Genomic DNA, 26,659 nt, shown 5'->3' with positions numbered 1-26,659 from the left:
CATGTCCGCTGCAAACCTCACCCGCCGCCATCTGCTGGCCACTGCACTGCTGGCCGCAGCACTGCCTGCACGAGCCCAGCCCACGTCCTGGCCCAACCCTTTGATCCCCCAACGCGCCGATCCGCAGATCCTGCGCCACGGCGAGTGGCTCTACCTGATGGCCACGGTGCCCGAGTACGACCGGCTGGAACTGCGCCGCGCACGCAGCATCGCCGGCCTCGCCACGGCCGAGCCGAAAGTGATCTGGCGCCGGCACGAGCAAGGCCCGATGAGCCGCCACATCTGGGCGCCCGAGCTGCACTTCATCGACGGCCGCTGGTTCATCTACTTCAGCGCCGGTGAAGCGAAGGAGCCGTGGAAGATCCGCCTGTGGGTGCTGGAGAACGCCTCTGCCGACCCCATGCAGGGCGACTGGACCGAGCGCGGGCAGATCAGGACGCAATGGGAGACGTTCACGCTGGACGCGACCGTCTTCGAGCACCGCGGCCAGCGCTACCTGGCCTGGGCCCAGACCGACCCGGCGAAGAAGAACCACAGCACCGACATCTTCATCTCAAGCATGAAGAGCCCGACCGAACTGCAAGGCCCGCAGGTGCGGCTGAGCCAGCCCGACTACGCCTGGGAGAAGGTGCGCCACTTCGTCAACGAGGCGCCTGCCGTGCTCATCCACGGTGGCCACGTCTTCATGACCTACTCGGCCGCCGGCACCGGCGCCGAGTACTGCCTGGGCCTGCTGTGGGCCGACGAGAACGCCGACCTGCTGGACGCCAAGAGCTGGCGCAAGTCGCCCGGCCCGGTCTTCACCAGCAGCCCGGAGAACGGCATTTACGGCCCCGGCCACAACAGCTTCATCACCGAGCCGGATGGCAGCGTGCTGAACGTCTTCCATGCCCGCAACTACCGCGACATCGTCGGCGACCCGCTGAAGGACACCGGTCGCGCCACCCGCGTGCAGCCGCTGGCGTTCACGGCCGACGGCATGCCGGACTTCGGTCTGCCGCTGCCCGAGAAACGATGAACCTCATTGCTCTGTCAGCCGGCGCGCCGAATGTCTTTGACGGCGAATCGCCCGACCGCATCTGCCGCCGCCCGACGCGGGCCGAGCTGCACGCCTATCCGTCGCCCTCACCGGCGCGCGGCCGTGCCCTCGTCTATGCCGGCGGCGGCTACCTGCAGCTGATGCACGACAAGGAAGGCGTCGAGATCGCGCGATGGCTGAACACGCTGGGGCTGGACGCCCATGTGCTGGTGCATCGCCTGCCCGGTCAGGACGGCCACCCCTTCGACATCGCGCTGCAGGACGGTCTGCTCGCGCTGGATCACCTCGCCACGCTGCCGCCGCTGCCGCTGCTGCACGTGGGCCTGTCCTCCGGCGGCCACCTCGCCGGCGTGATGGCTTGCCAGGGCGAGAGCGCCGGCGCCCTCATCGCCTACGCACCGCTCAATGCAAACCACCGCGACCACAAGTTCCCTGCCGGCAAGCCCGACTTCCCGCCGCCCGAGAAGCAGGCCTTCTACGACGCCTGGCCGATCGGCATCGCGAGCGAGCCCCACGGCCTGCCACGCTGCCCGGTGTTCCTGGCCTATGCGCTGCTCGATCCCATCGTGCCGGTGCCACATGCGCTGAACCTGATCGCGGCAGCGCAGCAACACGGGCTGGATGTGGAGGCGCATGTGTTCCCGCAGGCCGAACACGGCTTTGCGCTGCGCGGGCTGCAAGGAACACACGGGCAATGGCCGGTGCTGGCGGCCCGATGGATGGCGGACAGGCTGGACCGCTGAGACTTCGCCTACGCTAGCGCGTTTGTCACGGCAACGCTTCCGGCATGCAAGAGATCAATACCTGGGGTGACTATCGAGCCAAGGTGCGCGAGTTCGACGCTGTGCTTGAGTACGGCAAGGCGGTGTCTGCGGCCCTGACCAGCCTGCCCATGGCTGCTCCCCATGTCAGCTACGGCGAGCAGATCTTCGTCAAGTTGCTGCACCATGGCATCGCCTTGCGCCGGCTGGCGCCCGACCCTGGACAGCAGATGCCGCACGAGCGGTGGGACCTGCCGTCCATGTGCGCCCTGGCGCGCTGTGTCATCGAGGCCCATGACGCCTTCGAGTACATCGCGGGTCATCCGGTCACGGAGTCCGAGCGGAGCTTTCGCATCCGGCTCTGGGAGCTGCATGACGCCACGCGCCGCCTGAAGATCCTCGGCGGCACCGGCTCGACGAACCCGGCGGTCCCCGGCATCCTGGCCGATGCAGCGCGGCTGCAGCTGGCGCTGGAAGTGCACGAGTACATGGCCTCGCTGCCGGCCGTGCAGCAGGCCGAGCTGCGCCTGCGCCTGCGGCGCAACGACCCGCCAGACTTCCACCTGAGCCGGCGCCAGCGCTGCGAGATGAGCGGCGTGGACGCCGGCTGGCACAAGGCGGTCACGATGCAGCTCTCCCAGCATGTGCACACGCTGCCGTTCTCCGTCCATCAGCTGTTCCAGTTCCCGGTGGGCACGGCCGAAGCGCTCCGCCTGATGGCAATGCCGCTGCTCTTCGCCCTGCCCTTCGTGGTTCGCGCCATCCAGGCCATGGACCTGCTCACGCCCGGACGAGTCCCCAAGCCGCCAAGCCGCACGGCTCGCACCATGACGGCGTGGCGCATGCTGGCCGAGCAAGGTACAAGAGATATCGGATGAGCCGCTGGCTGAGCGTTGTGCTGTTGGCCCTGTGCAGCGCGCTGGCATCGGCCGGGCCCGGCCAGGCCGAACAGACTGAGCAGCCTGAGCAGTGGGGCGTCTTCGAGATCAGCCTGCCTGGCCCCGCCGACGGCAATCCCTTCATCGACGTTCAACTCAGCGCCCGCTTCAGCGACGGTGCGCAGACCGTCGCGGTCGATGGCTTCTACGACGGTGACGGCGTCTACCGCGTGCGCTTCATGCCGCCGCGGCCCGGGCGCTGGACCTGGGTCAGCCAGAGCAACCGCTGGCCGCTGACGAACTGACACGCATGCGAATCACCCTGCCCGCCATGCTGCTGCTCGCGGCCTGCGCCGCGCCACCCGTGCCGCCCGGCGTGCCCGTGCCACCCGCCTTCCCCGGGGCCGAGGGCGAAGGCGCCATCTCGCTCGGCGGCCGCGGCGGCCGTGCGATCTACGTGACCACGCTGGCCGACGATGGCCCCGGCTCGCTGCGCGCCGCCGTCGAGGTGCAGGGCCCGCGCACCATCGTGTTCGCCGTGTCCGGCACCATCGCCCTGAAGACGCCGCTGCGCATCACGCAGGGCCGCATCACCATCGCCGGCCAGACCGCCCCCGGCGACGGCATCACACTGCGCGACCAGCCGCTGATGGTGGACGCCGACGACGTCGTCGTGCGCTTCATCCGCTCGCGTATGGGCGACGCGGCCGGCGCCGACGACGACGCCATCAGCGTCGGCTCGGGCCAGCGCATCATGCTGGACCACGTGTCGGCCAGCTGGTCAACCGACGAGGCGCTGTCGGTCTCGGTCGCGCGGGCCGACCTCGGCCGCCCGGCCTACCAGCACGTCACCGTGCAGTGGAGCGTCATTGCCGAGTCCCTCAACTGCAACGCGCCCAAGACGGGTGCCTGCCACGGCTTCGGCAGCCTGCTGCGCGGCGCGCACGGCACGCGGCTGTCCATGCACCACAACCTCTGGGCTCACCACCAGGACCGCATGCCGCGCCCCGGCAACTACCTCAGCCCGCAGGCCGACCCGGTGGGCGGTTTCTACGACCTGCGCGCCAACGTCTTCTACAACTGGGGCACCCAACGCGCCGGCTACAACCTGGACCGCGGCGGCGAGCGCGCCAGCTACAACTTCGTCGGCAATGTCTACCTGACCGGGCCCAACTCCAAGGGCAAGTTCGCCTTCGAGGAAAGCAACCCCGGCTCGCGCGCCTTCTTCGCCGGCAACACCATGGATGGCCTGTTGCCGGCCGACCCATGGTCGCTGGTGCGTGCCCATGCGCAGAACCTGCCCGGCGGCCTGCCCGACGGCTACAAGCTCGGCGCCGCCCTGCCCTTCTCGCCAGTCACCGTGGACGCGCCCGACAAGACTCTTGCGCGCGTGCTGGCCGGCGCAGGTGCATCACTGGTACGCGACGCGGTAGATGAGCGCTTCATCGCCGACGTGCGCCAGCGCCGCGGCAAACTCATCAACAGCCAGACCGAGGTTGGCGGTTGGCCCACGCTGAAGAGCGCCCCGGCGCCGCTGGACAGCGACGGGGACGGCATGCCGGACGCTTGGGAGACCTCACACGGGCTCAACCCCAGGGACCCGTCGGACGCGGCGCGCGTGGACCCGGCGTCGGGCTACACGCAGCTGGAGCGCCATCTGAACGGGTTGGTGGCGCACCTGATGCGCTGACAACCCGATCAGGCGCGCAGCACCGGCGCGAGCCGCTCGGCCAGCTGTGCCCGCTTGTCGTTCGACGAGGCGTTCGCCAGCGAACGCTCGGCCGCCGCCCGGGCCTCGGGAACACGGCCCGCGGCAAACAGCGCCTCGGCCTGCGCCATGTTCAGCAACCAGTCGTCGGGCAGCACTGCCAGCGACGGCGCGAGCGCATCCAGCGCACGCTGGGGCTGGCCCTGTCGTTCCAGCCTGTCCGCCAGGAAGTACCGCGCGACTTTCACGCTGGGCCAGGCGTCGTTCGCGCCGTCTTGCGCCTGCTCGGCGGCCAACGCCAGTTCGGACTGGGCGACGGCTTCGTCCAGACGGCCCTGCGCGTCCAGCACGGCTGCCAATTGGCCGTGCAGGTCTGCAACAGCGGGCATGCCGCCGTCACGGGCGACGGCGATGGCGGCGGCATAGCCTTCGGCGGCCTCGGCCAGCCGGCCGGCGCCCCAGTGCTCGAAGGCCTGCCGGGCCAGCGCGTTGAGGTGCTGATATGGGTTCATGGTCTTGTCTCCCTCAGCGCGCACCCACGCGCTGGGCAAAGTCTCCCACGCCCTCTTTCGTCCGCTCCACCCTGCGAATGCTCCCGTCCTCGTTGAAGTGCAGGTACTCCGCCGCCACATGCCGCTGCTTCTTCGCGCAGGCCGCACCGGGCACGTCCAGCCAGCGGTGATAGAACAGGATCCACTGGCTCTTGTACTGGACGATGGAGTGGTGGTTGTTGCCGCCCTCGGCGTCCATGATGACGCCGCGGTAGGTCCACGGGCCTTTGGGCGAGGTGCCCGTGTAGTAGGTCAGGATGCGGTTGTGCTCGGGCATCGTGAAGTAGTACAGGCCGCCCCGCTTGAACACCCACGGGCCTTCCATCGGCGGCTCGTAGCCGCCCATGTCCATCTTCTGCAGCTCGCCCTTGATGCTGCGCATGTCGTCGGCCATCTCGGCCACCAGGTAGTTCACACCTGACGTGCGGCTGTAGAGGTAGGCACGACCGTCGTCGTCGATGAACAGCACCGGATCATTGGCGTAAGGCTTGCGCCACAGCGGCGCGCCGATCATGTCCTTGAAGGGGCCGGCAGGCGATTCGCTCTCGGCGATGCCGATGCCCATCCACTTGGTGCTGTTCTTCGGGTTCTGGCGGTCCTTGACGCCAGTGCCCGCAGGGAAAACGAGGTAGTACCTGCCGTTCTTGTAGGCCGCGTCGGGCGCCCAGGCGTAATCGTCGGCCCATTTCAGGTCCTTGACCGACAGCACCGCGCCGTGGTTCGTCCAGTTGACGAGGTCGGTGGACGAGAAGGCGGTCCAGTCCTTCATGTGGAAGTCGGCCTGGCATTCCTCGTCGTGGGACGTGTAGAGCCACATCCTGCCGTCGGGCCAGACATGGCCGGAGGGATCGGCGGTGCGCAGGTCCTTGCCGAGGGCCAGCGGGTTCTGGGCCTGGCAGGCGGTCACGGTGAGCAGGGCGGCAAGAGCGAGCAGAAGGCGTTTCATGCGGTCAGCAGGGCAAGTGTCGATGAAGGGAGCCGCTCGCGGGGTCATCGACAGGTTGCGACGAACACGCGTCGGAGCACCTTGCCGAGCGAAGCGCCCTGCTCATCAAAGGCCTCCAGCAAGACCTGGCCGCCGAACTTGTCGGTCTTGCCGGTGAGGTCGAACGTCCTGAGCAGCCGCACGTCGGCGGGCGAGAACGGCAGGGTGATGACGCCGCGGGTCGCCGCGCCTTCACGCAGACCGTGCAGGTGCACGAGGGACCGTTCGGAGGCATTGAACTGCACGATCTCCTTGCCATGGGGATCGGCGGCGAGATTCAGGCCCGCGCGAATCGCCTCATCGACGGGCACCAAGCCCGCGTTCGTCGTGCTGCCGTTGACCACGGCGTCGAATCGCCCGTCCTGCCTGGGCTTGATCTCGACGGTGATGCGCCCCTGGCCGAACGCCGAGAAGTCCGCGACGCAGCTCGTCTGTGCGTGAGCGGCGCCGCCCAGAACCAGCAGAAACGTGACGAGGACGCTCGCGGTGAGTGTTTTAAGCATGGGTCAATTCCTTGGTGCTGCAACTGAAGGTGTCGAAGTCTTGCTTGCGGTCAGGGGCGGCAGGCACCGGGCAGCAGCTCCGCGCCATCGAACATGAGGTCGCGCTGGCCGGCCCTGAGCTGCAGGCGCAGCGGGCTGGTGCGCTCGGGCAGCGTCAGCGACGCGGTGATGCGGTTGGCCAGCACGCCCTGCCCCCACACGGCGTCCTGCAGGCCGCGCGGCCAGCGCAGCGCGTGGGTCTGGCCGTCGACAAGTACATCGGCCTGCCAGGGCTCTCCGGTGGCGAGCGGATAGGTCGGCAGCACGTGGACGCGCAGGCAGGCCGCGTCGCTCGCCGGCGCCTGCAGCGTCACCAGCGCGCCGGGCTGTTGCGCGACGAGCACGCCGTCGCCGCGGCCCAGGCCGGCTACAAGGCGCCAGCCTTCGGCGGCGATGACGCGCAGCAGCGGCGCGATGGGCTCGACGAGCAGCAACGGGGCGAGGTCGGCCGAGGCGAGGGCCAGGTCCCGCAGTGCGTCGGGAGCGCTGCCGCCCAGGCCCGCCGCCGGCAGCAACGGCGCCTGCTGGCGGTAGCTGGTCCACAAGCCGTCGGCCGGTTCCTCGGCAAGGACGCCGGCCCACCGGCCCGCGTTGTAGCGCGCGGTCAAGGCCTTGAGGCGCTGGTCCGCGCGCACGGCCTGCGCAGCGATGGTCCGGGCGCCGGCCGGGTCGCGCTCCATCGTCGCGGCGTAGCGCTCCAGCGCGAAGAAGCGCTCATTGGCTAGCGCCGAGGCGCGCAGCGGGTACTCGACGAGCTGGAAGAAGCCGTCGCGCTGCGCGGCGGCAATGCGCGGGCGCACGGCGTCGAGCCCGGCCAGCAGTTGGGCGAAGCGCATCAGACGCTCGTTGACGGCTGCCGCCGCGAGGCCGCTGCGGCGCGCGCGTTCGCCGGGCAGTTGAAACTGCAGGTGCTCGGGCCGGCGCTCGAAGTTGACGCGGTAGTAGCCGTCCCAGATCGACGCGATCTCGTCGACGCCGAACAGCCGCACGGCCAGCTCACGGAGGTAGGCGCCCTGCCCTTGTGCGCGCACGGCAGCCGGGTTCCAGGCCAGGTCAAACCAGTGGCTGAGGTTGACCTCGTGCGGCTTGATGTCGCCCGCGTTGGCGATCCACAGCCGCTGCACGCCGGCATCGAAGGCGCGGCCCATTTCTTCGGCGACGAGTGCGGGTGGTGTGGTGCTCAGCCACAGATAGGACAGCGGCGCACCGAGATAACTCAGATGGTAGTAAACGCCCGAGCCGCCCGAACGCTTGGCCTGAGTGGCATCCGGGAACTGGCGGAGGTAACCGAAGTTGTCGTCGGGCCAGACCAGCGTCACGTCGTCGGGCAGGGCCAGGCCGGGCAGCAAAGGCAGCACTTCCTTGTAGGGCACGAAAACCTGAGGCAGCGCCGCCGGGTCGCCCACATGCTTCGCCAACAGCCCGCGCTGGCCGGCAATGAGGCTGTTCAGCAGCGCCTGCTTCTCGGCCACGGTGCCGCCGCCCTGCATGCCGGAGTCGTGGATGCCGCGCATGCCCAGCGTGTAAAGGTTGTCGAAGCGGCCGTTCGTCTTCAGCCGCTCGGCCCAATAGTCGCGCACCTGTTCAGGATGGGTTGCGTAGTTGTACTGCTCGGCCGGCGCCTTCCACTCGGCGACGTTGTTGCGCAGCAGCGGCTCGGCGTGGGAGGAGCCCATGACGATGCCGTAGCGCTGCGCCAGCTCCGCGTTGCGCGGGTTGGCATTGAAGGCACCCGACACCTGGTGCATGGCCGGCCACAGCGTGTTGGCCTTCAGGCGCAGCAACAGGCGGAACACCTGCTCGTAGGTGCGCGGGCCGATGGTGCCTGCCTCGGACTCAAAGGAGTGGGCGGCCCAAGGGAACAGGCCCCAGTCCTCGTCGTTGATGAAGAGGCCGCGGTACTTCACGGCGGGGCCGTCATTCAGCGGCTCGGTCAGGCTGACATGCAACGGCCCTCGCTTGAGCGGCGCGACGTCCGCCCACCAATGCCAGGGCGACACGCCCAGCGCCTGGCTCAGCGTGTAGACACCATAGGCCGTGCCGCGGCGGTCGGCGCCGGCGATGACGAGGGCGGCCTTCACACCAGGCTTCGGATTGCGCAGCAGCGCGATCTGGAAACACTCCCAGCAGCCCTTGAGCTTGCTGAGGTCCAGACCGGCGGCGTCGATGGCTGCATGGCGGCCCGCGGTGCCGACCCAAATCTGCACGGCGCCCTTGCCGCCGACGCTGGCTTGCAGGCCCACGCGCTTCAGGTCATCTGCGAGGTCGCGGGCGACGAAAGCTTCGAGCGGGTCGGCATCCGGCGCGGCGATGATGACGGCGCCGTCGAGCGGCACGCTGCTCGGCGTGGCCTGGGTTGCAACGTTGAGCCCGGCTTGCGCGGCGCCAGCCAGACCGATCCACAGACCCAGCAGCAGCGCGCGCATCAGCGGGCCTTGAATGCAGACCGCAGATCGGGCGGCGGCGCGTTGCGGTCCACGGTCAGCCAGCCGTCCTGCAGCTTCATCTCCGCTGCCTGGATGACGGTGCGCTGGTGCCAGCGGTCGTCCGCCTTCGCTTCGGGCTCGCCGCTCTGGTGCGTGAAGTAGAAGAGGTAAGCCCGGCCGTCGACAACGGTGACGCCCGGGTGCTGGCCCTTGGCGCGGTCGGTGGGGTGCTCGCCGATGCCGGCCAGCGGTCGCGTGGGCTGCTCCTGCCAGTGCTCGGCGTCGTCGGAGCGCAGCACCAGCAAGCCCTTCCACAGGTCGGCCACCAGCCACCATTTGCCGGCGAACTGGAACGCCGTCGGCCCTTCACCGGGCAGTTGGCTGACCGGGCCGCGCACGGTCCACGTCTTCATGTCGGGGCTGTCAGCCACCTTCAGCTTGCTGCCGCCCTGCTCGTCCTTGAACCACATGCGCCAGCCGCCCTGCGGCGCGCGGATGACGGACGCGTCGATGACCTTGGGCGAGCCCAGGTCCGCCTTGCCGGCGCAGGTCCAGTTGCGCAGGTCCGTGCTGGTGAGGTGCTCGATGCGCCGCTCGCCGGTCCAGCTCTTGTGCACGCCCGGCACGATGGTCAGCCACAGGTGGTACACGCCGTCGAAGTCCTGGATCTCGGGCGCCCACAACGTGGCGCCGGTGCACTCGGCAGGGAACTTCGCCTCGCCAGCCGCGCGCCAGTGGTTGCCGTCGTCCGTCGTCGCGATGCCGATCGGCGTGGCGTGCACCCAGCTCACGTCCTTGGGGTCGTCCAGCCGCAGCGTCGCGCGGCGGTTGGTGTAGAACATCTCCCAGCGCTTCAGACCGCGGTTGAAGACGAGCGACACGTCGGCCGCGCCGTCCAGCACCGGGTCGCGGTAGAGCGGGCGCGGGGCGGGCTCAGGCGTGGCGCAGCCGATCAACAGCACCAGCAGGAACAGTGCAACGAACCTCATGGCGTCGTGATCGGCAGGTAGCGCGGCGGCTTCATCCCGTGGCCGAGGTGGAAGCTGGTGTGCGGCGGCTGGTTGTAGCCGGCGTTCTGCGCGGCCACCTGCACGCGGTATTGCGGGTCGTGCATCAGCGTGACGAGGCGGTGCTCAGTCGGCACGGCCGTCGAGAAGACCAGCAGGGCCGTGCTGTCCTCGTTGCGCCAGACGACTTCCTCGCGCCAGTCGCCGAAGAGGTCAGCCGACAGCACCGGGTTGCCCTTGGTGCCGTTGTTGGACGCGGCGCCGAAGGTCTTGCCGTTCAACAGGTTCTCGAACTTGAAGCTGGCAGGGTTCCACTTGTCGATGGCGACGTGGTCCAGTGACTCGCGCAGCAGGTCGCCGTCCCACCAGATGGCGAAGTTGTAGCGGTTGGGGTGCTGCTCGCTGATGAGCTTGCCGCCCGCACTCATCAGGCCGCCGACGGAGCCCCAGCATTCGGAGCCGGGCCAGGCCGGATCGATGTCGAAGCAGACGCCGCGGCCCACGTCGGTGTTCTTGCCAGACATGCTCCACAAGACCTTGCCGGTGGCGGCATCGTGCATCTCCAGGCCGTGCTCGCCGTAGCAACGCGGAGTCTCGTGGACCATGAAAACTTGCTGGCCTTTGCGCGCCGGGTCGAAGGCGCTGACGTGCAGCGCGTCGCCGTGGCACAGGCCGGTGCTGTAGAGCAGCTTGCCGGTGCCGGAGATGGCGGCAGCGCCGTAGATGATGTCGTCCAGGCCGTCGCCGTTGACGTCGGCGACCGAGAACCAGTGCGCGCCCTGGCCTGCGGCGGGCTTGCTCGCTGCGTCGCTGTCGCTGTCGAATATCCAGCGTTGCGTCAGCTTGCCATCGCGCCAATCCCACGCGGCCAGCACGGCGCGGGTGTAGTAGCCGCGTGAGAAGACAGCGCTCGGGCGCTTGCCGTCGAGATACGCCACGCCGGCCAGGAAGCGGTCGACGCGGTTGCCGTAGGCATCGCCCCAGGCGGCCACGTCGCCGCGCGGCGGCGTGTAGGGCGCCGTCGCCATGGCCGCGCCGGTCAGGCCGTTGAAGACGGTCAGGAACTCGGGGCCGGCCAGCACGTAGCCAGCCTCGTTGCGGTAGTCGGCCGTGGCGTCGCCAATCACCTTGCCGGTGCCATCCACCGTGCCGTCGGCCGTCTTCATCATGAGCTCGGCCTTGCCGTCGCCGTCGAAGTCGTAGGCCAGAAAGCTGGTGTAGTGGGCGCCGGCGCGGATGTTCTGGCCGAGGTCGATGCGCCACAGCCGCGTGCCGTCGAGCTTGTAGGCGTCCAGCAGCGTGTGGCCGGTGTGGCCCTTGTGCGAGTTGTCATGAGCGTTGGTGGGCTGCCACTTCACGATCAGTTCGTACTGGCCGTCGCCGTCCAGGTCGGCCGCAGTGCCGTCGTTGGCTTCGTAGCGATAGGCCACGCCGTCGGGCGTCACGCCGCCTTCGGGCTTTTGCAGCGGCACACGCAGATAGGGCTGGCTCCACGGCGCGACGGCGGCGGACGCAGGCTGCTCCTGGCCGCCCACAATGGCGCGCACGGTGTAGAGGCTGTCGCTGCGGCCCTGGGCGTCGACAAGGTTGGTCAGCGCCTGCGGCTCGTGGTTGATGCGCTTGCCGTCGCGGTAGACATTGAAGCGCACGCCAGACGGCTCGGTGCCCAGCAGCCGCCAGCTGACGAAGACACCGGACGACGTCGTCAACGCAACGACGCCACGATCCAGCCTCTCCATCTGCCTGGGCTGGGCTTGAGCGGCGCCGGCCAACAACAGGCAGCAGACGAGGAGGTGGCGCAGAAGACTCATGGTGACGGTCAAAAAAAGCGGCCCCAGCTTCAGGCGGGGGCCGGCGCGCGGTCAGCGCAACACAGAGGCCATGCCGGCCCGGGAGTTCAAATCAGGTCAGAGCTTGTAGCCCAGTGTGACGTAGTAGCGGCGGCCCGACCAGGCCAACTCGTTGGGGCGGCCCAGGTCGCCGGCATAGGTCAGCTCGGCCTGGTTGGTCAGGTTCTTGGCTTCCAGGGCCAGCGTGAAGTTCTTGGTCGCCTTCCACTGGATCTTGGCATCCAGGTAGCCGGTCTTGTCGCTGAAGTTCGGGTTGCCCGACACGTCGTTGGTGCCGCTGTAGTACTTGTCGCGGTAGGCGTAGGCCAGGCGGGCGTTGAAGTCGCCGTCGTCGTACCAAACGCCCAGGTTGTAGGAGTTCTTCGACAGGCCGGGATACGGCAGCACCGAGCCGTCCAGCGGGCTGATGAGTTCGTTGCCCTTGGCGTAGCTGAACGTCATGCGGGTGTAGTTGGCGTCGACACCGAGGTTGCCGAACAAGCCGGGCAGGAATGACAGCGCCGTGCGGCCCGCCAGTTCCAGGCCCTGAGTCTTGGCACCCTCGCCGTTGACGGCCTGGGTCACGTCGAACAGGCGGCCGTCGCCGTAGAAGTTGACGCCGCGGTTCACGACGCCCTTGCGGACATAGGTACCGATGTTGGTCCGGAAGGTGGCCAGGCTGACCTGCGTATCGCGGCCAGGGTAGTACTCCACGCTCAGGTCGTACTTGGTGGCGCGGTAGGGCTTCAGGCTGGGGTTGCCGGCCGTGCAGTCGTCGGTGCCGTCGCCACCCGGGCGCGCGGGGGAGCCGCTGCCAGTCGTGCAGGTGACGTTGGGGGCCAGCAGGTCGATCGCCGGTCGCGCCATCACCTTGGCCGCACCGCCGCGCACCAGCAGCTTGCCGTTGATCAGCTGCAGCGTGGCGTTCAGGCTGGGCAGCACGTCGTTGTAGCTGTTGCTGAGCGACACCACCTTGTTGCCGTTCACGAGGACCGAGCAGGTCGACACGGCGGCCGGGTCGCAGGTGCGGTCTGTCTGCAGGCCGGTCGTGGTCATGTCGGTGCGGGCATAGCGCACGCCGACGTTTCCGTCCAGCGGCAGGCCCATCACCTCGGTGCCCCAGTCCAGCCGCACATAGCCGGCCTTGACCTTTTCGGTGACGTCGAAGGCGGGGATTTGCGGATAGGTCTTGCCGTCGCTGCCGGGCGTCGAGTAGAGGTATTTGTGGGAGAAATCGCTGGTGTCGAAGATGCCCGACGACGCCGTCGTCGCATAGCTCGGCGCCGTCCAGTTGGCGGGCACGCCGCTGACGTCGCTATAGCCGCCCATGAAGGTGCCAGGCGACTTGGTACGGATCGTGTTGACGATCTCCTGCATGCGCGCGCCTGTCACATAGGAGGTCTTGAAACCGCTGTTGATGAAGGTCTGCGCGTCGTTGGGGCGTTGCGCGGTGCCCGTGTAGAGCGGGTCCCAGATGAAGGTCTGGTTGACGTTGGCGGTACGGGCGTTGATGTCAACGGCCTCGTTGGTGTTGCTCAGGAGGCCATTGTTCTGTACCAGATAGCCGCCGCCGTTGAACTGCCGCGAGCTGGACTCGCGCAACTGGCCGCCGAACCACAGGCTCTGGAAGAAGCTGTGGTCGAAGTTGTACTGGAAGTCCAGCTTGCCCTGGCGCTCGGTGTTCTTTGTGGCCGACGGGCGGTACTGCAGCTGCGCCTGCACATAGGACGACGCGTTGTCGGGGCTGTAGGCGCTGGGGAAGGTGAACTGCGGCAGGTGGCTGCCGTCGAGCTTGACAACCAGGCCCGGCGCGTTCTGCGTCAGCACGATGTTATTGCTCTCGCTCTTGTAGTCCGACGTGGAGTCCCCCAGCAGGCCTTCGACGCGCCACTTGTCGTTCTTGAACTTGAAGCCGGCCTGCGTGTACTTGGACTTGATGTCCAGAGCGAAGTCGCGCGCCGACGTGCTGAACGCGCCCTGGCCGCCCTGGCCGGCCACGTTCAGGCAGTTGCCCACGGTGAACTGCGTGACGTGGTGGTTGTCGACCACCATGCCGGCCGGCGTGCTGGCCGTGGGCGCGGCCACGCAGGTGCCGGCCGTCTGCACGGTGCCGTCGGCGCGGTAGACCGGCGCATTGCCAGCGGAGTTCAGCCGCGTCACCGCCGAGAAGTCGGTGCCGTAGTTCATGTCGTTGAGCCGCTGCGCCTGCGTGTTGACCTCGTGGCTCACGTAGGCGTCCAGGTCTTTGGTGAACTGGTATTGCGCGGTCAGTTCGGCGGAGCTGCGCTTGTGGTCGCGAGTCCAGATGCCGTAGCGCGAGATGCGCGGCGAGTAGTCGAACCACTGATTCAGGCAGGGCGCCTGGTCAGCGGTGGCCAGGCTGGTACAGCCGGCCTTGGTGGTCACGGCCGCGGCGTTGGCGTTCAGGCTGGTGACGGTCTTGTCGGCCGAGAAATCCCAGTCGCGCAAGAAGGCCCACGACGTGTTGCGCGCAAAGTCCCCGCGCGTGTAGACCTTGTCGTAGACCAGGTTGGCCATCAGGCCCAGCTTGTTGTCCAGGAATTTGTCGGCCAGCAGCAGCGTGCCGCGCGGCTGCATGCCGCCGCGCAGGCTGCCTTGCTCGGCCGACAGGGTGCCGGCGATCGTGCGCTTGGTGAAGTCCAGCGGCTTGCGCGTCTTGATCTCCACAGTGCCGCCGATGCCGCCTTCGGTCAGGTCGGCCGTCGAGCCCTTGATGACGTCGATGGAAGCGATCAGCTCCGACGCCAGCTCACGCAACTCAGCGCCGCGACCGGCGCCACCATTGGTTCCGAGCACAGACATGCCATTGATCTGGACACGGTTCAGGTCGGGCTCGACGCCGCGGATGGACACCTGCGAGCCTTCGCCGAACGAGCGCGACAGCTGCACGCCGGTGATGCGCGACAGCGCCTCGCCGACGTTCTTGTCCGGGAACTGGTCGATATCTTCCGCAACGATGCTGTCGCTGACGGTGGAGGCATTGCGCTTGCGGTCAATGGCGCTCTGGATGGAGCGGCGGATGCCGGTGACGGTGACGGTCTCGAGCTGCTGGGCGTTGGCAGCAGCCGCTGGCGCAGATGCGGCTTGGGCCGGCGCGGCGGCTTGCTGGGCGTGTGCCTGGCCCACCAGCGCTGCGGAGATGGCCAGGGCGAGCGGCGTCCAACGCAAAACCGGGGTGCCGCCGTGAATCTTCTTCAGCATTTTGTCTGTCTCCAGAATACCAACCGGGGAGAACTCGAAAAGGCTCTCTTTAATGCCCCGAAGACAGTCTAGAGGCCGGTTTCCTGCCGTGTTCATACGCCGGCAAAGAATCACGACCGTGATTGCTTCGACTCCGCAAAAACCCTTGAAAGGCGCAGATTCGCTCAAATTCCTGATTAACCCGGCCCAGCCGTTGAGCGAGCGACGCCCCAGTGGCCAGTGATGCGGCCGTGGCACCAGTCGCCTGCCCCGGTTTGCACGTTAGGCAATATGGCGCAAAATTTTTTATATCAACAAATCCGCCGGCGGCAGGCTCATTCGAATTTGTCAAATATCAATATTTGAATATTGGCATCAAATCCGTCACCACACAATCTCAGGGCTTGCGCTCCAGCCAAGCCTGGGGCACCGGCACGATGCAGATATTCATCTCGCGTCCGTCGGCGGCGAGCATGGCGGACTGGATCTGGATCTTCCGGCCGTCGGGGCTGAAAGTCGGGTGCGGATGATCACGCGCCGTCGTCTTGTGGCCGGTGGTCAGCAGAATCATTTCGCGCGTTCGGCGGTCGATCAGGTAGAGGCTGCGGCTGAAGTCGTCGCCGACCGCAAAGCGCCCGTCGGCGGAGCCATGCACATGCCACAGGCCGCTGCCGGACGGCGTCTGGCCGGCGAGGCTCACTTCGCGCGTGCGCAGGTTGACGATGGCCAGGCCGGTCGGCTTCTCGCGCGTGCCGGCATCGCCCCAGGCGGCGTCCTGGCCCGGGTTGGCGCCGCTCACGTCGGTGGCCGCCGGGCGGTTCGGGTCGACGACGCCTGGGATGGCGCGGTGCCCCATGATGGCCAGCGCCACCTCGTCCTTGCCGATGAAGGCCTCGTGCGTGACCCATTCATACGACGCCTCCGGGTAGAGCGGGCGCAAGCCGCTGCCGTCGCCCTTGACCGTCCACGTTCGCTGCGGCGACTTGCCGCCCGTCTCCCAGCTGAACACCAGCTCACCCGGGTTCCAGCTGTTGCTCTGGATGTGGCCAATCTGGAAGGGCACGGAGACGACATGGCGGATCTCGCCCGTCTTCACGTTCACCTTGCCGATGGCGTGCGGGCCTGCGCCCATGCCGCGCGGGCCGAAGGGGGGCTCGATCTTGGTGCCGGCGGGCAGCCGCGCCCCAGCGTAGGCCTTGCCCTGGATGCGGAAGTAGAACCACTGGCCGTCGGCATCCAGCGCGTTGTCGCCAAACGCCTCCAGTTCAGCCGGCAACGTCGCAATGACGCGCTGGTAGCTGCTCGCCGGCTTCATGGCGCCGACCTTGCTGTCGGCAAACACACGGTCGAGGTCCACCTCGACGGCCTGCATGACCTTGGCCGCACCACCGGGGTCCTTGCGCAGGAAATAGAGCTTGTTGCCGCCCGACTGCGCGAGGTTGAGCATGCCGTCATAGCCGCCCTCGGTGACCTGCACCATGTCACCGGTCGCCTCGTTGACGGCGATGGCCTCGCCCTTGACGCGGTTGGAGCGGAACACCAGCCATTGACCATCGGCCGTCCACTGCGGGTGGCTGGGGTAGATCTTGGAGTCGCCGCGCGGTTGGGTCGTCAGGAAAGTCAGCGGCACGCCGGTGACGGGGTCGGGCACGACGCGCTTCTCGGAGGGGAAGCGCTGGCCGATCTGGGCCCAGGTGGACGCCGTGGCCAGCAGCAGGCACAGCAGCAGGGAAGTCTTGCGAAGCGACATGATGGATGCCCGGTAGAAGTGGCGCGACTCTAGGACCGGCTCTGTTGCGCGATGTTGCTGAGCCTCAATCGCTCAAGAACTTGCGCCGTCGCGACTCGGCCTCCTCCTAGCATGCGCGCCATGATCCGCACGCTCATCGCCCTGCTCTCGCTGTTCGCCTTGCCCTTGGCACAGGCCCAGACCTTCACCGCCAGCACCGACCCGGCCCGTGCGCAGGTCAAGCTGCCCGAGCCGGCGCGGCCCGAGTTGCCCTCCCTCATCCTCATCGGCGACTCGACGGTGCGCAATGGCCAGGACGACGGCCAGGGCAAGGGCGCCGAAGGCCAGTGGGGCTGGGGCAACCCCATCGCCGCCTACTTGAACGCGAACAAGATCAACGTCGTCAACCGCGCCGTGGGCGGCTTGAGCAGCCGCACCTATCGCACCAGCGGCCACTGGGACCGCACCAAGTCCCTCATCAAGAAGGGTGACTGGGTGGTCATGCAGTTCGGCCACAACGATGCCAGCCCGGTCAATGACAACAGCCGCGCCCGCGGCGTGCTGCGCGGCACCGGGCCCGAGAAGGAAGACATCGACAACCAGCTGACCGGCAAGCGGGAGACGGTCTACACCTACGGCGCCTATCTGCGCGGCTACATCGCCGAAATCCGCGCGGCCGGCGCCACACCCGTCGTCTGCTCGCCCGTGATCCGCAAGCGCTGGGAGGCGGATGGGGTGACGGTGACGCGCGCCGGCGGCAACTTCGCCGCCTGGGCCGCCGAGGTCGCCAAGCAGGAAGGCGTGGCCTTCATCGACCTCAACGAATGGGGCGCGCTGCGCTACGAGGCGCTGGGCAAGGCCACGGTCGAGAAGCTCTTCCCTGCCGACATGCCGCAGGAGACCGTACACACCAACTGGCTCGGCGCGGCGGTCAACGCACAGCTCGTCATCGCCGGGCTGATCCAGAACAAGGTGCTGCCGGACGCCGTCTACACCCGCCGCTTCGCGCCCGACGGCTCAGACGACCGGCCCGTCGTCGACGCCCGCAAGGTCAAGGCCGAAGCGCCCCGCGATCCCAAGCTGCCCAGCCTCGTGCTGATCGGCGACTCCACCGTGCGCAGCGGCGGCCAGAACGGCGCCTATGGCTGGGGTGAGCGACTTGCACCCTTCTTCGACACCCAGCGCATCAACATCGTCAACAACGCCATCGGCGGGCGTAGCAGCCGCACCTTCTTCACCGAAGGCCGCTGGGCTTCCGTGCTGGAGCAACTGAAAGCCGGCGACACGCTGTTGGTCCAGTTCGGCCACAACGACGGCGCCCGCATCGGCGACCCGGCCGGCAAGAATCGCGGCTCGGTGCCCGGCATCGGCCCCGAAACGGTCGAGGACATGCGGCCCGATGGCAGCAAGGAGATGGTGCAAAGCTTCGGCTGGTACCTCGCCCGCTACATCAGCGACGCCAAGGCCAAGGGCGCCAGCGTCGTCATCCTGTCGCCCATCCCGCACAAGGACCGCTGGCAGGCGGGCCAGCCGCGCGATTTCGAGAACTACGCCGCCTGGGGCGAGCAGGTGGCGCGCGAGAACGGCGCCCAGTTCATCGACCTGACGATGCTGGTGACCGAGGCCTATCGCACCATCGGCGCCGAGCGCGTCGATGCGTATTTTTCCGACGCCCGCACCCACACCAATGCCGCCGGCGCCGTGTTCAACGCCACGCAAGTCGTCGAGGGCTTGAAGCGCCTGCCGGGCAAGCCGCTGCAGGCCTATCTGCGCGAGCCCACGCTGTGATCTTTCGCGACTGCTTGCCAGCCTCAAAAAACTTCGCTTAGAATGGCGGGCTCAGGCGCTTTAGCTCAGTTGGTTAGAGCGATGGAATCATAATCCACAGGTCCGGGGTTCGAGTCCCTGAAGCGCCACCAAATACCAAGCCCGTACAGCTCGCGCTGTGCGGGCTTTTCGTTTGGGCGGATCCAGGTCCACTGGTGTTGGGGATGCATGTGTGAGCGCGCGCACAGACGCCGCTTTGCACGACTGCTGTACTGCCGCACGCCCGCATGGTGCGGGCGATCCATCAAGGAGTTCGCATGATGCTCAACCCCAGCAAGTCGCGGTTCCCAAGCCTGCAACGCGCCTCGATCGCCGTCGCGCTGATGACGGTCTGCGCCGCCGCTTCCGCGGCCCTGCCTTCGTTCACCCTCGATCCCGCCGCGGTCGGGCTGAACGGCGCGTCGCTCACGGCCGACAACATCCTGATTTCGGACTATTCCACCGTCGCCATCGACGCGGGCGGCACCTTCACCGAGACCGGCTATCTGCCCATCACCGGCTTCCAGCTTGGCGGCAACGCTCTCACACCCACTGGCCTGAACACCGATTACGGGCTGTATCTCGCCTTCACCGGTACCGGCACAACGACGACGAACGATCCGACCACGACTTTCAATTTCGGCAACTTCACGACTCTGACGTACACGCTGTACGGCTACAACGGCACGGCGACCTTCGGCTTCAGCGGCAACACGCCTACCGAAACAGCCAGCGGTGAGATGGCGCTGGCCAGCGGCACCTTGATCTCGGGCAGCGTGCTGACAGTGCCAACCGGCGGCGGCACCTTCAGCCCGTCGGCCAATGCCATGCTGACGGTGACGCTGAACCAGCCGACCTTCTTCTCGCCCGATCCCTTCTATTCGGTCGCGCTGACGGCCTTCTCCAACACGCCGTCACAGGTCGAGCCCTTCGCGGGAGGCTTCCGCATTCGCCAAGGCGGCGGATCGCTGAACTTTGCGCCGGTGCCTGAGCCGAGCAGCACCGCCATGCTGTTGTGCGGATTGGCTGCCGCGGGCTTCCTGGGCTACCGTCGCCAGCGCAAGCAGGGCTGACGCAAGGGGCGCCGGGGCTCCGACCCCGGCGTCAGTAGAGCGGCCGTGGCCGCAGCAAACGCTCGAACTCGCAGCGGATGGTGTGATAGCAGTCGCAGGTGCGCGTCTCCAGTCCGCCGCGATCCAGTACCGAGATATGGCCCCGCGCATAGCGGATACAGCCGCCCTGCTGTAGCCGAGCCGCGGCCAGCGTGACGCTTTCGCGCCGCACGCCCAGCATGCCGGCCATGGATTCCTGGGTCATGGTCAGCTCATCGGACTGCTGCCGGTCCATCCGCAGCAGGATGAGGCGCGCGAGCTGCTGCTCCAGGCCATGATGCCGGCTGCATAAAGCAGTCTGCATGATCTCGGCGACCAGGGCCTGCGAATAGGCCAGCAGCAGCCGACGCACCGTGGCATGGCGCGCGAATTCCTCGGCCACGGCGGAGGCACGCAGGCGCAGGGCCTTGCCCGGCACGTGCACGACGGCGCGGCTGCGTGTGTAGTTGCCGTCGATCAACGGCAGACCCACGACACCTTCGCGGCCGCCGTCGCCACTTCTGCGCAGGCGCCTGCGCGATCCGGCACCGACAGCGATACCAACGCGGTGATCGGGAAGTACACCCACTGGATGAAGGCTGCCGCTTCGTGAAGCATCTGGCCGGGGCGCAGGTAGACACATTCCGCCTGCGCCAGCCACCGCTGGCGGTGGTCCGGCATCAGCGCCGCCAGCAGTCTGTTGTAACGCCAGTCGTCCGCGTAAGCTGCTCCGCGCCGGACACCTTCCTCCACGTCGTCCTGCAGCCAGGCCTGAGCGTGAACTGCCGCGGTCGAGCGGTCATCGGCGGCATGGAGAGCGGGTAAATCTTTCATGTTCTTGCCGTGAATGCGCTCTAGGCGCGGTGGATGGACGACCTGCCAATATTTCAAATGGCAAAGGCCGTTCCCGCCCCAAGCAGCGGCAGGCAATTGCTGCCCGTCTTTGCACCGAAGGGGTGCCGGCGCGGCCAGCTTGAAAAATTTGCCGAATGCTTTCCATGCGGGGACTGCCGCCCATGAGCCGCAACCAGGTTGAATCGGTACCGTGGCTACAATGCCGGGCGCTTGGCTCGTCATGCCGGGCACGACGGCTCGGGGCACCCCGGGTCGTTTTCATTTCAACCGCAGCCACTGGACACATACCATGTACCGCTGTGCACTCCCACTGGCGCTGGCCGTCAGCTGTCTGGCCGCCCAGGCCCAGACGCACCGCTTCTTCACGCCCCAGACCCTGCGTGGCGAACTCGTCGTCACCCAGCACCCTGACGTGCTGTTGAACGGCAAGTACGCGCGCCTCGCACCCGGCAGCCGCATCAAAGGCGACACCAATCTGCTGGTGCAGCCAGGCGCCATCACCGGCCAGAAGTTCATCGTGCACTACACGGTCGAGAACAGCGGCTTGATCATGGACGTCTGGCTGCTGAACCCGGCCGAGATCGCCAACAAACCTTGGCCGACGACGCCGGCCGAGTCGGCAACCTGGCAGTTCAACCCGGGCGACCAGACCTGGAGCAAGCCATGAGCGAGGTCGTGAAAAAAAAGGTCTTCATCAAGACCTTCGGCTGCCAGATGAACGAGTACGACTCGGACAAGATGGCCGACGTGCTGGGCGCCGCCCAAGGCTACGAACCGACGACCGATGTCGAGCAGGCCGACCTCATCCTCTTCAACACCTGCTCGGTGCGCGAGAAGGCCCAGGAGAAGGTCTTCAGCGACCTCGGCCGCGTGAAGCACCTGAAGGCCAAGGGCGTCATGATCGGCGTCGGCGGCTGCGTCGCCTCGCAGGAAGGCGCGGCCATCATCGAGCGTGCACCCTACGTGGACATCGTGTTCGGCCCGCAGACCCTGCACCGCCTGCCCGCCATGCTGGATGCCCGCCGCGAACAGCGCCGCCCGCAGGTGGACATCTCCTTCCCCGAGATCGAGAAGTTCGACCACCTGCCGCCGGCCAAGGTCGAGGGTGCCTCGGCCTTCGTCTCCATCATGGAAGGCTGCTCCAAGTACTGCAGCTACTGCGTGGTGCCCTACACCCGCGGCGAGGAGGTCTCGCGCCCGTTTGACGACGTGCTGACCGAGATCGCCGGCCTGGCTGACCAGGGCGTCATGGAGATCAACCTGCTGGGGCAGAACGTCAACGCCTACCGCGGCAAGATGGGCGAAACAGCCGAGTTCGCCGACCTGGCCCTGCTGCTGGAATACGCCGCCGAGATCCCCGGCATCCGCCGCCTGCGCTTCACGACCAGCCACCCTAACGAGTTCAGCCCCCGCCTCATCGAGGCCTACGGCAAGATCCCGCAACTCGTGAACCACCTGCACCTGCCCGTCCAGCATGGCAGCGACCGCATCCTGATGGCGATGAAGCGCGGCTACACGGCGCTGGAGTTCAAGAGCATCGTGCGCAAGCTGCGCGCCATCCGCCCGGACCTGCGCCTGGCCAGCGACTTCATCGTCGGCTTCCCCGGCGAAACGGACGAAGACCACGCCAAGCTGATGAAGCTGGTGCACGACGTCGGCTTCGACGCCTCGTTCAGCTTCATCTTCAGCCCCCGCCCCGGCACGCCGGCCGCGGCGCTGGAGGACACGACACCCTACGAGGTCAAGGTCAAGCGCCTGCAGGAGCTGCAAGCGGCCATCGAGGCGCATGCCATCACCATCTCGCAAGGCATGGTGGGCAAGGTCGAGAAGGTGCTTGTCACCGGCAATGCGCGCAAGGACGTCTCGGAGCTGATGGGCCGCACCGAGTGCAACCGCATCGTCAACTTCCCCGGCTCGCCGCGGCTGATGAACCAGCTGGTCGATGTGCGCATCACGACGGCCTTCGCGCATTCGCTGCGCGGCGAGGTCGTGACGACGGAAGACGTGCTTAGCGCTTGAAACTCAGCAGCCACCATTGCGGCAAGGCCACGCCGAGCACCAGCAAGGCATAGCCCGCCATGCGGCCATCTCGGCCGAGCAGGATCAGCGTGGCGATGGCGGCCGCCGTGCCGCCCGCCGCACCCCAGGCCCACAACCGTTGCCACGCCAGAGGCTTCGCCACCCGCCGCCACAGGCCCTTGATCGCCAACGCCAGTAGCGCCGCCAGCCCCCAGGCTGGGGCAAAGAGATTCGCAATGTGCCAAAAGGCGTCAAGTGGGCTCATTCGGGCTTGACCGATGTCAGATGCGGAAAAGCCGCGAATCCTACAATTCACGCCCATGTCCGTCTTTGCTCTCGGCCTGAACCACAACACCGCCCCGCTCGATCTGCGCGGGCGGTTTGCGTTCACGCTCGAGCAGCTCGCCCCTTCACTGACCGGCCTGCGCCAGAAGCTGTCCGGCACGCCCGAGGCGGCCATCCTGTCGACCTGCAACCGCACCGAGGTCTATGTGGCCGCACCGTCAGCCCTGGTGCAACCCGCCATCGCCTGGCTGGCCGATGCCGGCGGCGTGCAGGCCGGCGCCTTGCGCGAGCATGCCTATGTGATGCAGGGCAGCGATGCCGCTCGCCATGCCTTCCGCGTCGCGGCCGGCCTGGACTCCATGGTGCTGGGCGAGCCGCAGATCCTCGGCCAGATGAAGCAGGCTGTGCGCGAGGCGGAGAACGCCGGCGCGCTGGGCACCACGCTGCACCAGCTCTTCCAGCGCAGCTTCTCGGTGGCCAAGGAGGTGCGCAGCTCCACCGAGATCGGCGCCCACTCCATCAGCATGGCCGCTGCTGCCGTGCGGCTGGCCGGCCAGCTCTTTGAGGACCTGGCCAAGACACGGGTCCTCTTCGTCGGCGCCGGCGAGATGATCGAGCTGACCGCGACTCACTTCGCGGCCAAGACGCCGCGCCAGATGGCCGTGGCCAATCGCACGCTGGAACGCGGCGAGAAGCTCGCCACCCATTTCGGCGCCGAGGCCATGCGCCTGGCCGACCTGCCCGAGCGCCTGCACGAGTTCGACATCGTCGTCAGCTGCACGGCCTCCAGCCTGCCGCTGATCGGCCTGGGCGCCGTCGAGCGGGCGCTGAAGAAACGCAAGCACCGCCCGATGTTCATGGTCGACCTGGCCGTGCCGCGCGACATCGAGCCCGAGGTCGCCCAGTTGGACGACGTCTACCTCTATACAGTCGACGAGCTCGCCGCCCAGGTGCAGACCGCCGGCGAGAAACGCCAGGCCGCCGTGGCCCAGGCCGAGGCCATCGTCGAGACCGGCGTGCAGAGCTTCATGCACTGGCTGGACCAGCGCCACACCGTGCCGCTGATCCAGGCCCTGCATGCCCAGGCCGACGACTGGCGGGCCCTCGAGATCGCCCGCGCCCGCAAGCTGCTGGCCAAGGGGGCGGATGTGGACGAGGTGCTGGACGCGCTGTCCAAGGGCATCACCCAGAAACTGTTGCACGGCACGCTGGCCGAACTGCACGCAAGCGACGGCGAGCAGCGCCTGCAGTTGGCGCAGACCGTCTCGCGCCTTTTTCTGCGCGGCAAGCAGTCTTAGCGGCGATCTCGCTCGCCGCTCGGCGCCACCAGCGCCGCCCCTGACTGCCCTTACGTTTGCCGCCCATGAAAGACTCCCTTCGCCAGCAGTTCGACCGCCTCGGCTTCCGCCTCGCCGAGCTCGACGCCCTCCTCGCCGATGGCAGCATTGCATCGGACATGAAGCGCTATCGCGCGCTGACCAGGGAGCAGGCCGAGGTGTCTAGCCTGGTCGAGCGCTACCGGCGCTATCTGCAACACGAGGCCGATCTCGCCGCGGCACGCGACATGCTGGCGGACGCTGAGATGGCGGAGATGGCCCGCGAGGAAATTGCATCCAACGAGACAGCATTGACGTCGCTCGACGCAGAGTTGCAGCTCGCGCTGATCCCCAAGGATCCGGACGACGAGCGCAACGCCTTCCTCGAAATCCGCGCCGGCGCCGGTGGCGACGAGGCGGCCCTGTTCGCCGGCGACCTGGCGCGCATGTATCTGCGCTTCGCCGAAGGTCAGGGCTGGCGCACCGAAATCCTGTCCGAGAACGTGTCGGACCTCGGCGGCTACAAGGAACTGGTCGTACGCATCGAGGGCGACGGCGTCTACGGCCGGCTGAAGTTCGAGTCCGGCGGCCACCGCGTGCAACGCGTGCCAGCCACCGAAACCCAGGGCCGCATCCACACCAGCGCCTGCACGATCGCCGTGATGCCCGAGCCCGACGAGGCGGAGGTCATCACGCTGAACCCGGCCGACCTGCGCATCGACACTTTCCGTGCCAGCGGCGCCGGTGGCCAGCACATCAACAAGACCGATTCCGCCGTGCGCGTCGTCCACCTGCCGACCGGCATCGTGGCCGAATGCCAGGACGGCCGCAGCCAGCACAGCAACAAGGCCAAGGCGCTGCAGGTGCTGCAGGCCCGCATCCAGGAGAAGGAGCGCAGCGAGCGCGCCGCCAAGGAGGCCGCCACGCGCAAGGGCCTGATCGGCAGCGGCGACCGCAGCGACCGCATCCGCACCTACAACTTCCCGCAGGGGCGGCTGACCGACCATCGCATCAACCTGACCCTCTACAAGCTCAGCCAGATCATGGACGGCGACCTCGCCGACGTCATCCACGGCCTGCTGGCCGCGCAGGCGGCCGAGCAACTCGCGCAGCTGGAGGAAGGCCGCGCATGACCGTCGACGAGGCGCTTGCCCTCGCCCGCCGGCTCGGCGTCGAGCGCGGCGATGCACAGACGCTGCTGAGCCACCTGACTGGCCAGGACCGCGCCTGGTTGATCACCCACGGCGACGCGCCGGTTCACGATGCCGAAGCGGCGTTGAACAGGCTGGCCGCTGGCGAACCACTGGCCCACCTGACCGGCTGGCAGCCTTTCCACGGCCTGATGCTGCAGGTCACCCCGGCCACCCTCATCCCCCGCCCCGACACGGAAACCCTGGTCGACTGGGCGCTGGAATTGCTGGCCATGCTGCCTGGCCAACCCAGCGTCGTCGACCTCGGCACCGGCAGCGGCGCCATCGCGCTGGCCATCAAGGCGGCCTGCCCGCGCGCTCATGTGACCGCCGTCGACTTCAGCGCTGACGCCTTGGCTGTTGCTCGCGCCAATGGGGAGCGCCTGGGCTTGGCCGTCGAATGGCGGCACGGCAACTGGTTCGAGCCGCTGGCCGGCCGGCGCTTCGACCTCGTCGTCAGCAACCCGCCCTATATCGCCGGCGATGACCCGCATCTGCCGGCCCTGCGCCATGAGCCCATCACAGCCCTGACGCCCGGAGGTGACGGCCTGGCCGATCTTCAGACCCTGATTGATGCTGCACCGCAACACATCAACGACGGCGGCTGGCTGCTGATGGAACATGGCTGGGACCAGGCCGAAGCGGTCGCCGCCCGCCTGGCCGCACGGGGTTTTGCCCAGGCCACATTGAGGCGCGACCTCGCCGACCGGCCCCGCGCCAGCGGCGGCTGCTGGCGTGCAACCAGCTGAAAGGGCCCCGAAATGTGTGATGTATTGCTGCCAGTTCTTCATTCCCGTAACTGACTGGCCGGCGTAGTATCAAATCCCGGTGCCACTCGATGCACCGCGCAGGAGACGATCATGGCCCGCCTCGCCAGCGCTGCAGTACTGAGCCTCTCTGTTCTCTTCACCGTCTCGGCCTGGGCCGACGACAACACCAATCCGCGCTGGCAGGCGCGATTGCAGTTGAACAGTATCGACAGCGGCAGCGAGGCCCAGCAGCCCCATCTTGGCGGCTCCCGTGTGCTCAGCGCCAACCTGCTCGGCGACTACTACCTCACCAGCTCCGGCTTCTCCAGCTTGCGCGGTGGCCTGCGCGCCACCGGTGGCCTGCTGCTCGGCCCGTTATCCATGTCGCAAAGCAGTGGCGGCCTGGCACTGGGCAGCGGCCCGGTCTCCGCCGGCCGGCGCAGCCTGTCGCTGAACGGCCCGGACGGTTATTCGCTGGACAACGCCAACCTCTCCTATGTCGGCATCGGCTACACCGGCCGCGTGCACAAGAGCGGCCTGGCCTTCAGCGCCGACTTCGGCCTGATGTCAGGCTCCTACGGCAGCCTGCGCCTGGGCCGCAGCAGCGCCCAGGGCTTCGAGGACGCGATGCGCGATCTGCGCTTCAAGCCCCTGCTGCAACTGGGCCTGGCTTACAACTACTGAAGCCCGCG

The 26,659-nt window shown here is 67.7% G+C and carries 24 protein-coding genes and 1 tRNA gene; 14 read left to right on the top strand and 11 right to left on the bottom strand.

The genetic code is table 11. The features are described 5' to 3' along the window. Position 1 precedes the first annotated feature (1 nt). From ASC95_RS07025 to ASC95_RS07005, 5 genes are read left to right on the top strand one after another with little or no spacing between them, the layout of a single operon-like run. Positions 2 to 1,018, top strand: a complete 1,017-nt coding sequence (locus ASC95_RS07025) for a family 43 glycosylhydrolase (protein WP_057296965.1) — start codon at positions 2 to 4, stop codon at positions 1,016 to 1,018. Next, positions 1,015 to 1,782 carry an alpha/beta hydrolase gene (locus ASC95_RS07020; RefSeq protein ID WP_057296964.1) on the top strand — a complete coding sequence of 256 codons (768 nt, stop codon included), beginning with the start codon at positions 1,015 to 1,017 and terminating at the stop codon, positions 1,780 to 1,782. The genes ASC95_RS07025 and ASC95_RS07020 overlap by 4 nt, the downstream gene beginning before the upstream one ends. Positions 1,783 to 1,826: 44 nt before the next feature. Then, positions 1,827 to 2,678 carry a hypothetical protein gene (locus tag ASC95_RS07015; RefSeq protein ID WP_057296963.1) on the top strand — a complete coding sequence of 284 codons (852 nt, stop codon included), beginning with the start codon at positions 1,827 to 1,829 and terminating at the stop codon, positions 2,676 to 2,678. Further along, the gene (locus ASC95_RS07010) at positions 2,675 to 2,983 is read left to right on the top strand and encodes a DUF5060 domain-containing protein (protein WP_057296962.1); all 309 of its coding nucleotides are present in this window, start codon (positions 2,675 to 2,677) and stop codon (positions 2,981 to 2,983) included. The genes ASC95_RS07015 and ASC95_RS07010 overlap by 4 nt, the downstream gene beginning before the upstream one ends. Before the next feature lie 5 nt (positions 2,984 to 2,988). Further along, positions 2,989 to 4,368 carry a hypothetical protein gene (locus tag ASC95_RS07005; protein WP_057296961.1) on the top strand — a complete coding sequence of 460 codons (1,380 nt, stop codon included), beginning with the start codon at positions 2,989 to 2,991 and terminating at the stop codon, positions 4,366 to 4,368. A gap of 8 nt (positions 4,369 to 4,376) precedes the next feature. On the opposite strand, the gene ASC95_RS07000 is transcribed toward ASC95_RS07005, so the two are convergent. The 8 genes from ASC95_RS07000 to ASC95_RS06965 form a co-directional block, all read right to left on the bottom strand. Beyond that, positions 4,377 to 4,898: a tetratricopeptide repeat protein gene (locus ASC95_RS07000; RefSeq protein WP_157255977.1), complete on the bottom strand. Its 522-nt coding sequence runs from the start codon at positions 4,896 to 4,898 to the stop codon at positions 4,377 to 4,379. A gap of 13 nt (positions 4,899 to 4,911) precedes the next feature. Then, complete coding sequence (locus ASC95_RS06995; RefSeq protein WP_057296959.1) at positions 4,912 to 5,883, bottom strand: family 43 glycosylhydrolase; 972 nt, start codon at positions 5,881 to 5,883, stop codon at positions 4,912 to 4,914. A 44-nt stretch (positions 5,884 to 5,927) separates the two neighbouring features. After that, positions 5,928 to 6,425, bottom strand: coding sequence for a hypothetical protein (locus ASC95_RS06990; RefSeq protein WP_057296958.1), 498 nt, complete (start codon positions 6,423 to 6,425; stop codon positions 5,928 to 5,930). A gap of 50 nt (positions 6,426 to 6,475) precedes the next feature. Next, positions 6,476 to 8,890 carry a glycosyl hydrolase 115 family protein gene (locus ASC95_RS06985; RefSeq protein WP_057296957.1) on the bottom strand — a complete coding sequence of 805 codons (2,415 nt, stop codon included), beginning with the start codon at positions 8,888 to 8,890 and terminating at the stop codon, positions 6,476 to 6,478. Continuing rightward, on the bottom strand, positions 8,890 to 9,879 hold the full coding sequence (locus ASC95_RS06980) for a glycoside hydrolase family 43 (protein ID WP_057296956.1): 990 nt from the start codon (positions 9,877 to 9,879) through the stop codon (positions 8,890 to 8,892). The genes ASC95_RS06985 and ASC95_RS06980 overlap by 1 nt, the downstream gene beginning before the upstream one ends. Next, positions 9,876 to 11,708 (bottom strand): rhamnogalacturonan lyase, encoded by a 1,833-nt coding sequence (locus ASC95_RS06975; RefSeq protein ID WP_057296955.1) that lies wholly within the window; start codon positions 11,706 to 11,708, stop codon positions 9,876 to 9,878. The genes ASC95_RS06980 and ASC95_RS06975 overlap by 4 nt, the downstream gene beginning before the upstream one ends. Before the next feature lie 96 nt (positions 11,709 to 11,804). Next, the gene (locus ASC95_RS06970) at positions 11,805 to 14,948 is read right to left on the bottom strand and encodes a TonB-dependent receptor (RefSeq protein WP_057296954.1); all 3,144 of its coding nucleotides are present in this window, start codon (positions 14,946 to 14,948) and stop codon (positions 11,805 to 11,807) included. Between the two features lie 376 nt (positions 14,949 to 15,324). Further along, on the bottom strand, positions 15,325 to 16,677 hold the full coding sequence (locus tag ASC95_RS06965) for a PD40 domain-containing protein (RefSeq protein WP_057296953.1): 1,353 nt from the start codon (positions 16,675 to 16,677) through the stop codon (positions 15,325 to 15,327). Between the two features lie 120 nt (positions 16,678 to 16,797). Between ASC95_RS06965 and ASC95_RS06960 the strand changes: the two genes are divergently transcribed. The 3 genes from ASC95_RS06960 to pepA all read left to right on the top strand — a co-directional run bounded on the left by ASC95_RS06960 (position 16,798) and on the right by pepA (position 19,535). Beyond that, positions 16,798 to 18,444 (top strand): rhamnogalacturonan acetylesterase, encoded by a 1,647-nt coding sequence (locus ASC95_RS06960; RefSeq protein ID WP_057296952.1) that lies wholly within the window; start codon positions 16,798 to 16,800, stop codon positions 18,442 to 18,444. Positions 18,445 to 18,498: 54 nt separating this feature from the next. Beyond that, positions 18,499 to 18,575: transfer RNA gene (locus ASC95_RS06955), tRNA-Met, on the top strand. A 165-nt stretch (positions 18,576 to 18,740) separates the two neighbouring features. Further along, positions 18,741 to 19,535, top strand: coding sequence for a flocculation-associated PEP-CTERM protein PepA (pepA, locus tag ASC95_RS06950; protein ID WP_057296951.1), 795 nt, complete (start codon positions 18,741 to 18,743; stop codon positions 19,533 to 19,535). Positions 19,536 to 19,566: 31 nt separating this feature from the next. Here pepA and ASC95_RS06945 read toward each other — a convergent pair whose 3' ends face one another. Beyond that, positions 19,567 to 20,046, bottom strand: a complete 480-nt coding sequence (locus ASC95_RS06945) for a Crp/Fnr family transcriptional regulator (RefSeq protein ID WP_369820584.1) — start codon at positions 20,044 to 20,046, stop codon at positions 19,567 to 19,569. Then, positions 20,031 to 20,630: a hypothetical protein gene (locus ASC95_RS32425; RefSeq protein ID WP_369820583.1), complete on the bottom strand. Its 600-nt coding sequence runs from the start codon at positions 20,628 to 20,630 to the stop codon at positions 20,031 to 20,033. Before ASC95_RS32425 ends, ASC95_RS06945 begins: the two co-directional genes overlap by 16 nt. Positions 20,631 to 20,697: 67 nt before the next feature. Here ASC95_RS32425 and ASC95_RS06940 point away from each other — a divergent pair, with 67 nt between their 5' ends. Continuing rightward, complete coding sequence (locus ASC95_RS06940) at positions 20,698 to 21,075, top strand: hypothetical protein (RefSeq protein ID WP_057296950.1); 378 nt, start codon at positions 20,698 to 20,700, stop codon at positions 21,073 to 21,075. After that, a complete protein-coding gene (miaB, locus tag ASC95_RS06935; RefSeq protein WP_235537723.1) occupies positions 21,072 to 22,427 on the top strand; it encodes a tRNA (N6-isopentenyl adenosine(37)-C2)-methylthiotransferase MiaB in 1,356 nt (451 codons plus the stop codon). Before ASC95_RS06940 ends, miaB begins: the two co-directional genes overlap by 4 nt. Here miaB and ASC95_RS06930 read toward each other — a convergent pair. Beyond that, a complete protein-coding gene (locus ASC95_RS06930) occupies positions 22,417 to 22,692 on the bottom strand; it encodes a hypothetical protein (protein WP_057296949.1) in 276 nt (91 codons plus the stop codon). The genes miaB and ASC95_RS06930 overlap by 11 nt on opposite strands. 55 nt (positions 22,693 to 22,747) lie before the next feature. On the opposite strand from ASC95_RS06930, the gene hemA reads away from it, so the two are divergent. The 4 genes from hemA to ASC95_RS06910 all read left to right on the top strand — a co-directional run bounded on the left by hemA (position 22,748) and on the right by ASC95_RS06910 (position 26,651). Beyond that, a complete protein-coding gene (gene hemA / locus ASC95_RS06925; protein WP_056203417.1) occupies positions 22,748 to 24,010 on the top strand; it encodes a glutamyl-tRNA reductase in 1,263 nt (420 codons plus the stop codon). Between the two features lie 65 nt (positions 24,011 to 24,075). Further along, on the top strand, positions 24,076 to 25,161 hold the full coding sequence (gene prfA, locus ASC95_RS06920; RefSeq protein WP_057296948.1) for a peptide chain release factor 1: 1,086 nt from the start codon (positions 24,076 to 24,078) through the stop codon (positions 25,159 to 25,161). Continuing rightward, positions 25,158 to 25,967 (top strand): peptide chain release factor N(5)-glutamine methyltransferase, encoded by an 810-nt coding sequence (prmC, locus tag ASC95_RS06915; protein ID WP_057296947.1) that lies wholly within the window; start codon positions 25,158 to 25,160, stop codon positions 25,965 to 25,967. Before prfA ends, prmC begins: the two co-directional genes overlap by 4 nt. A gap of 111 nt (positions 25,968 to 26,078) precedes the next feature. Next, on the top strand, positions 26,079 to 26,651 hold the full coding sequence (locus ASC95_RS06910; RefSeq protein WP_057296946.1) for a hypothetical protein: 573 nt from the start codon (positions 26,079 to 26,081) through the stop codon (positions 26,649 to 26,651). Positions 26,652 to 26,659 lie beyond the last annotated feature (8 nt).

The sequence above is a fragment of the Pelomonas sp. Root1217 genome, from assembly GCF_001425705.1.
Classification (GTDB): Bacteria; Pseudomonadota; Gammaproteobacteria; order Burkholderiales; family Burkholderiaceae_C; genus Pelomonas.
The sequence above is the reverse complement of the archived record's forward strand: the minus strand, read 5'-3'. Positions and strand labels throughout refer to the sequence as shown.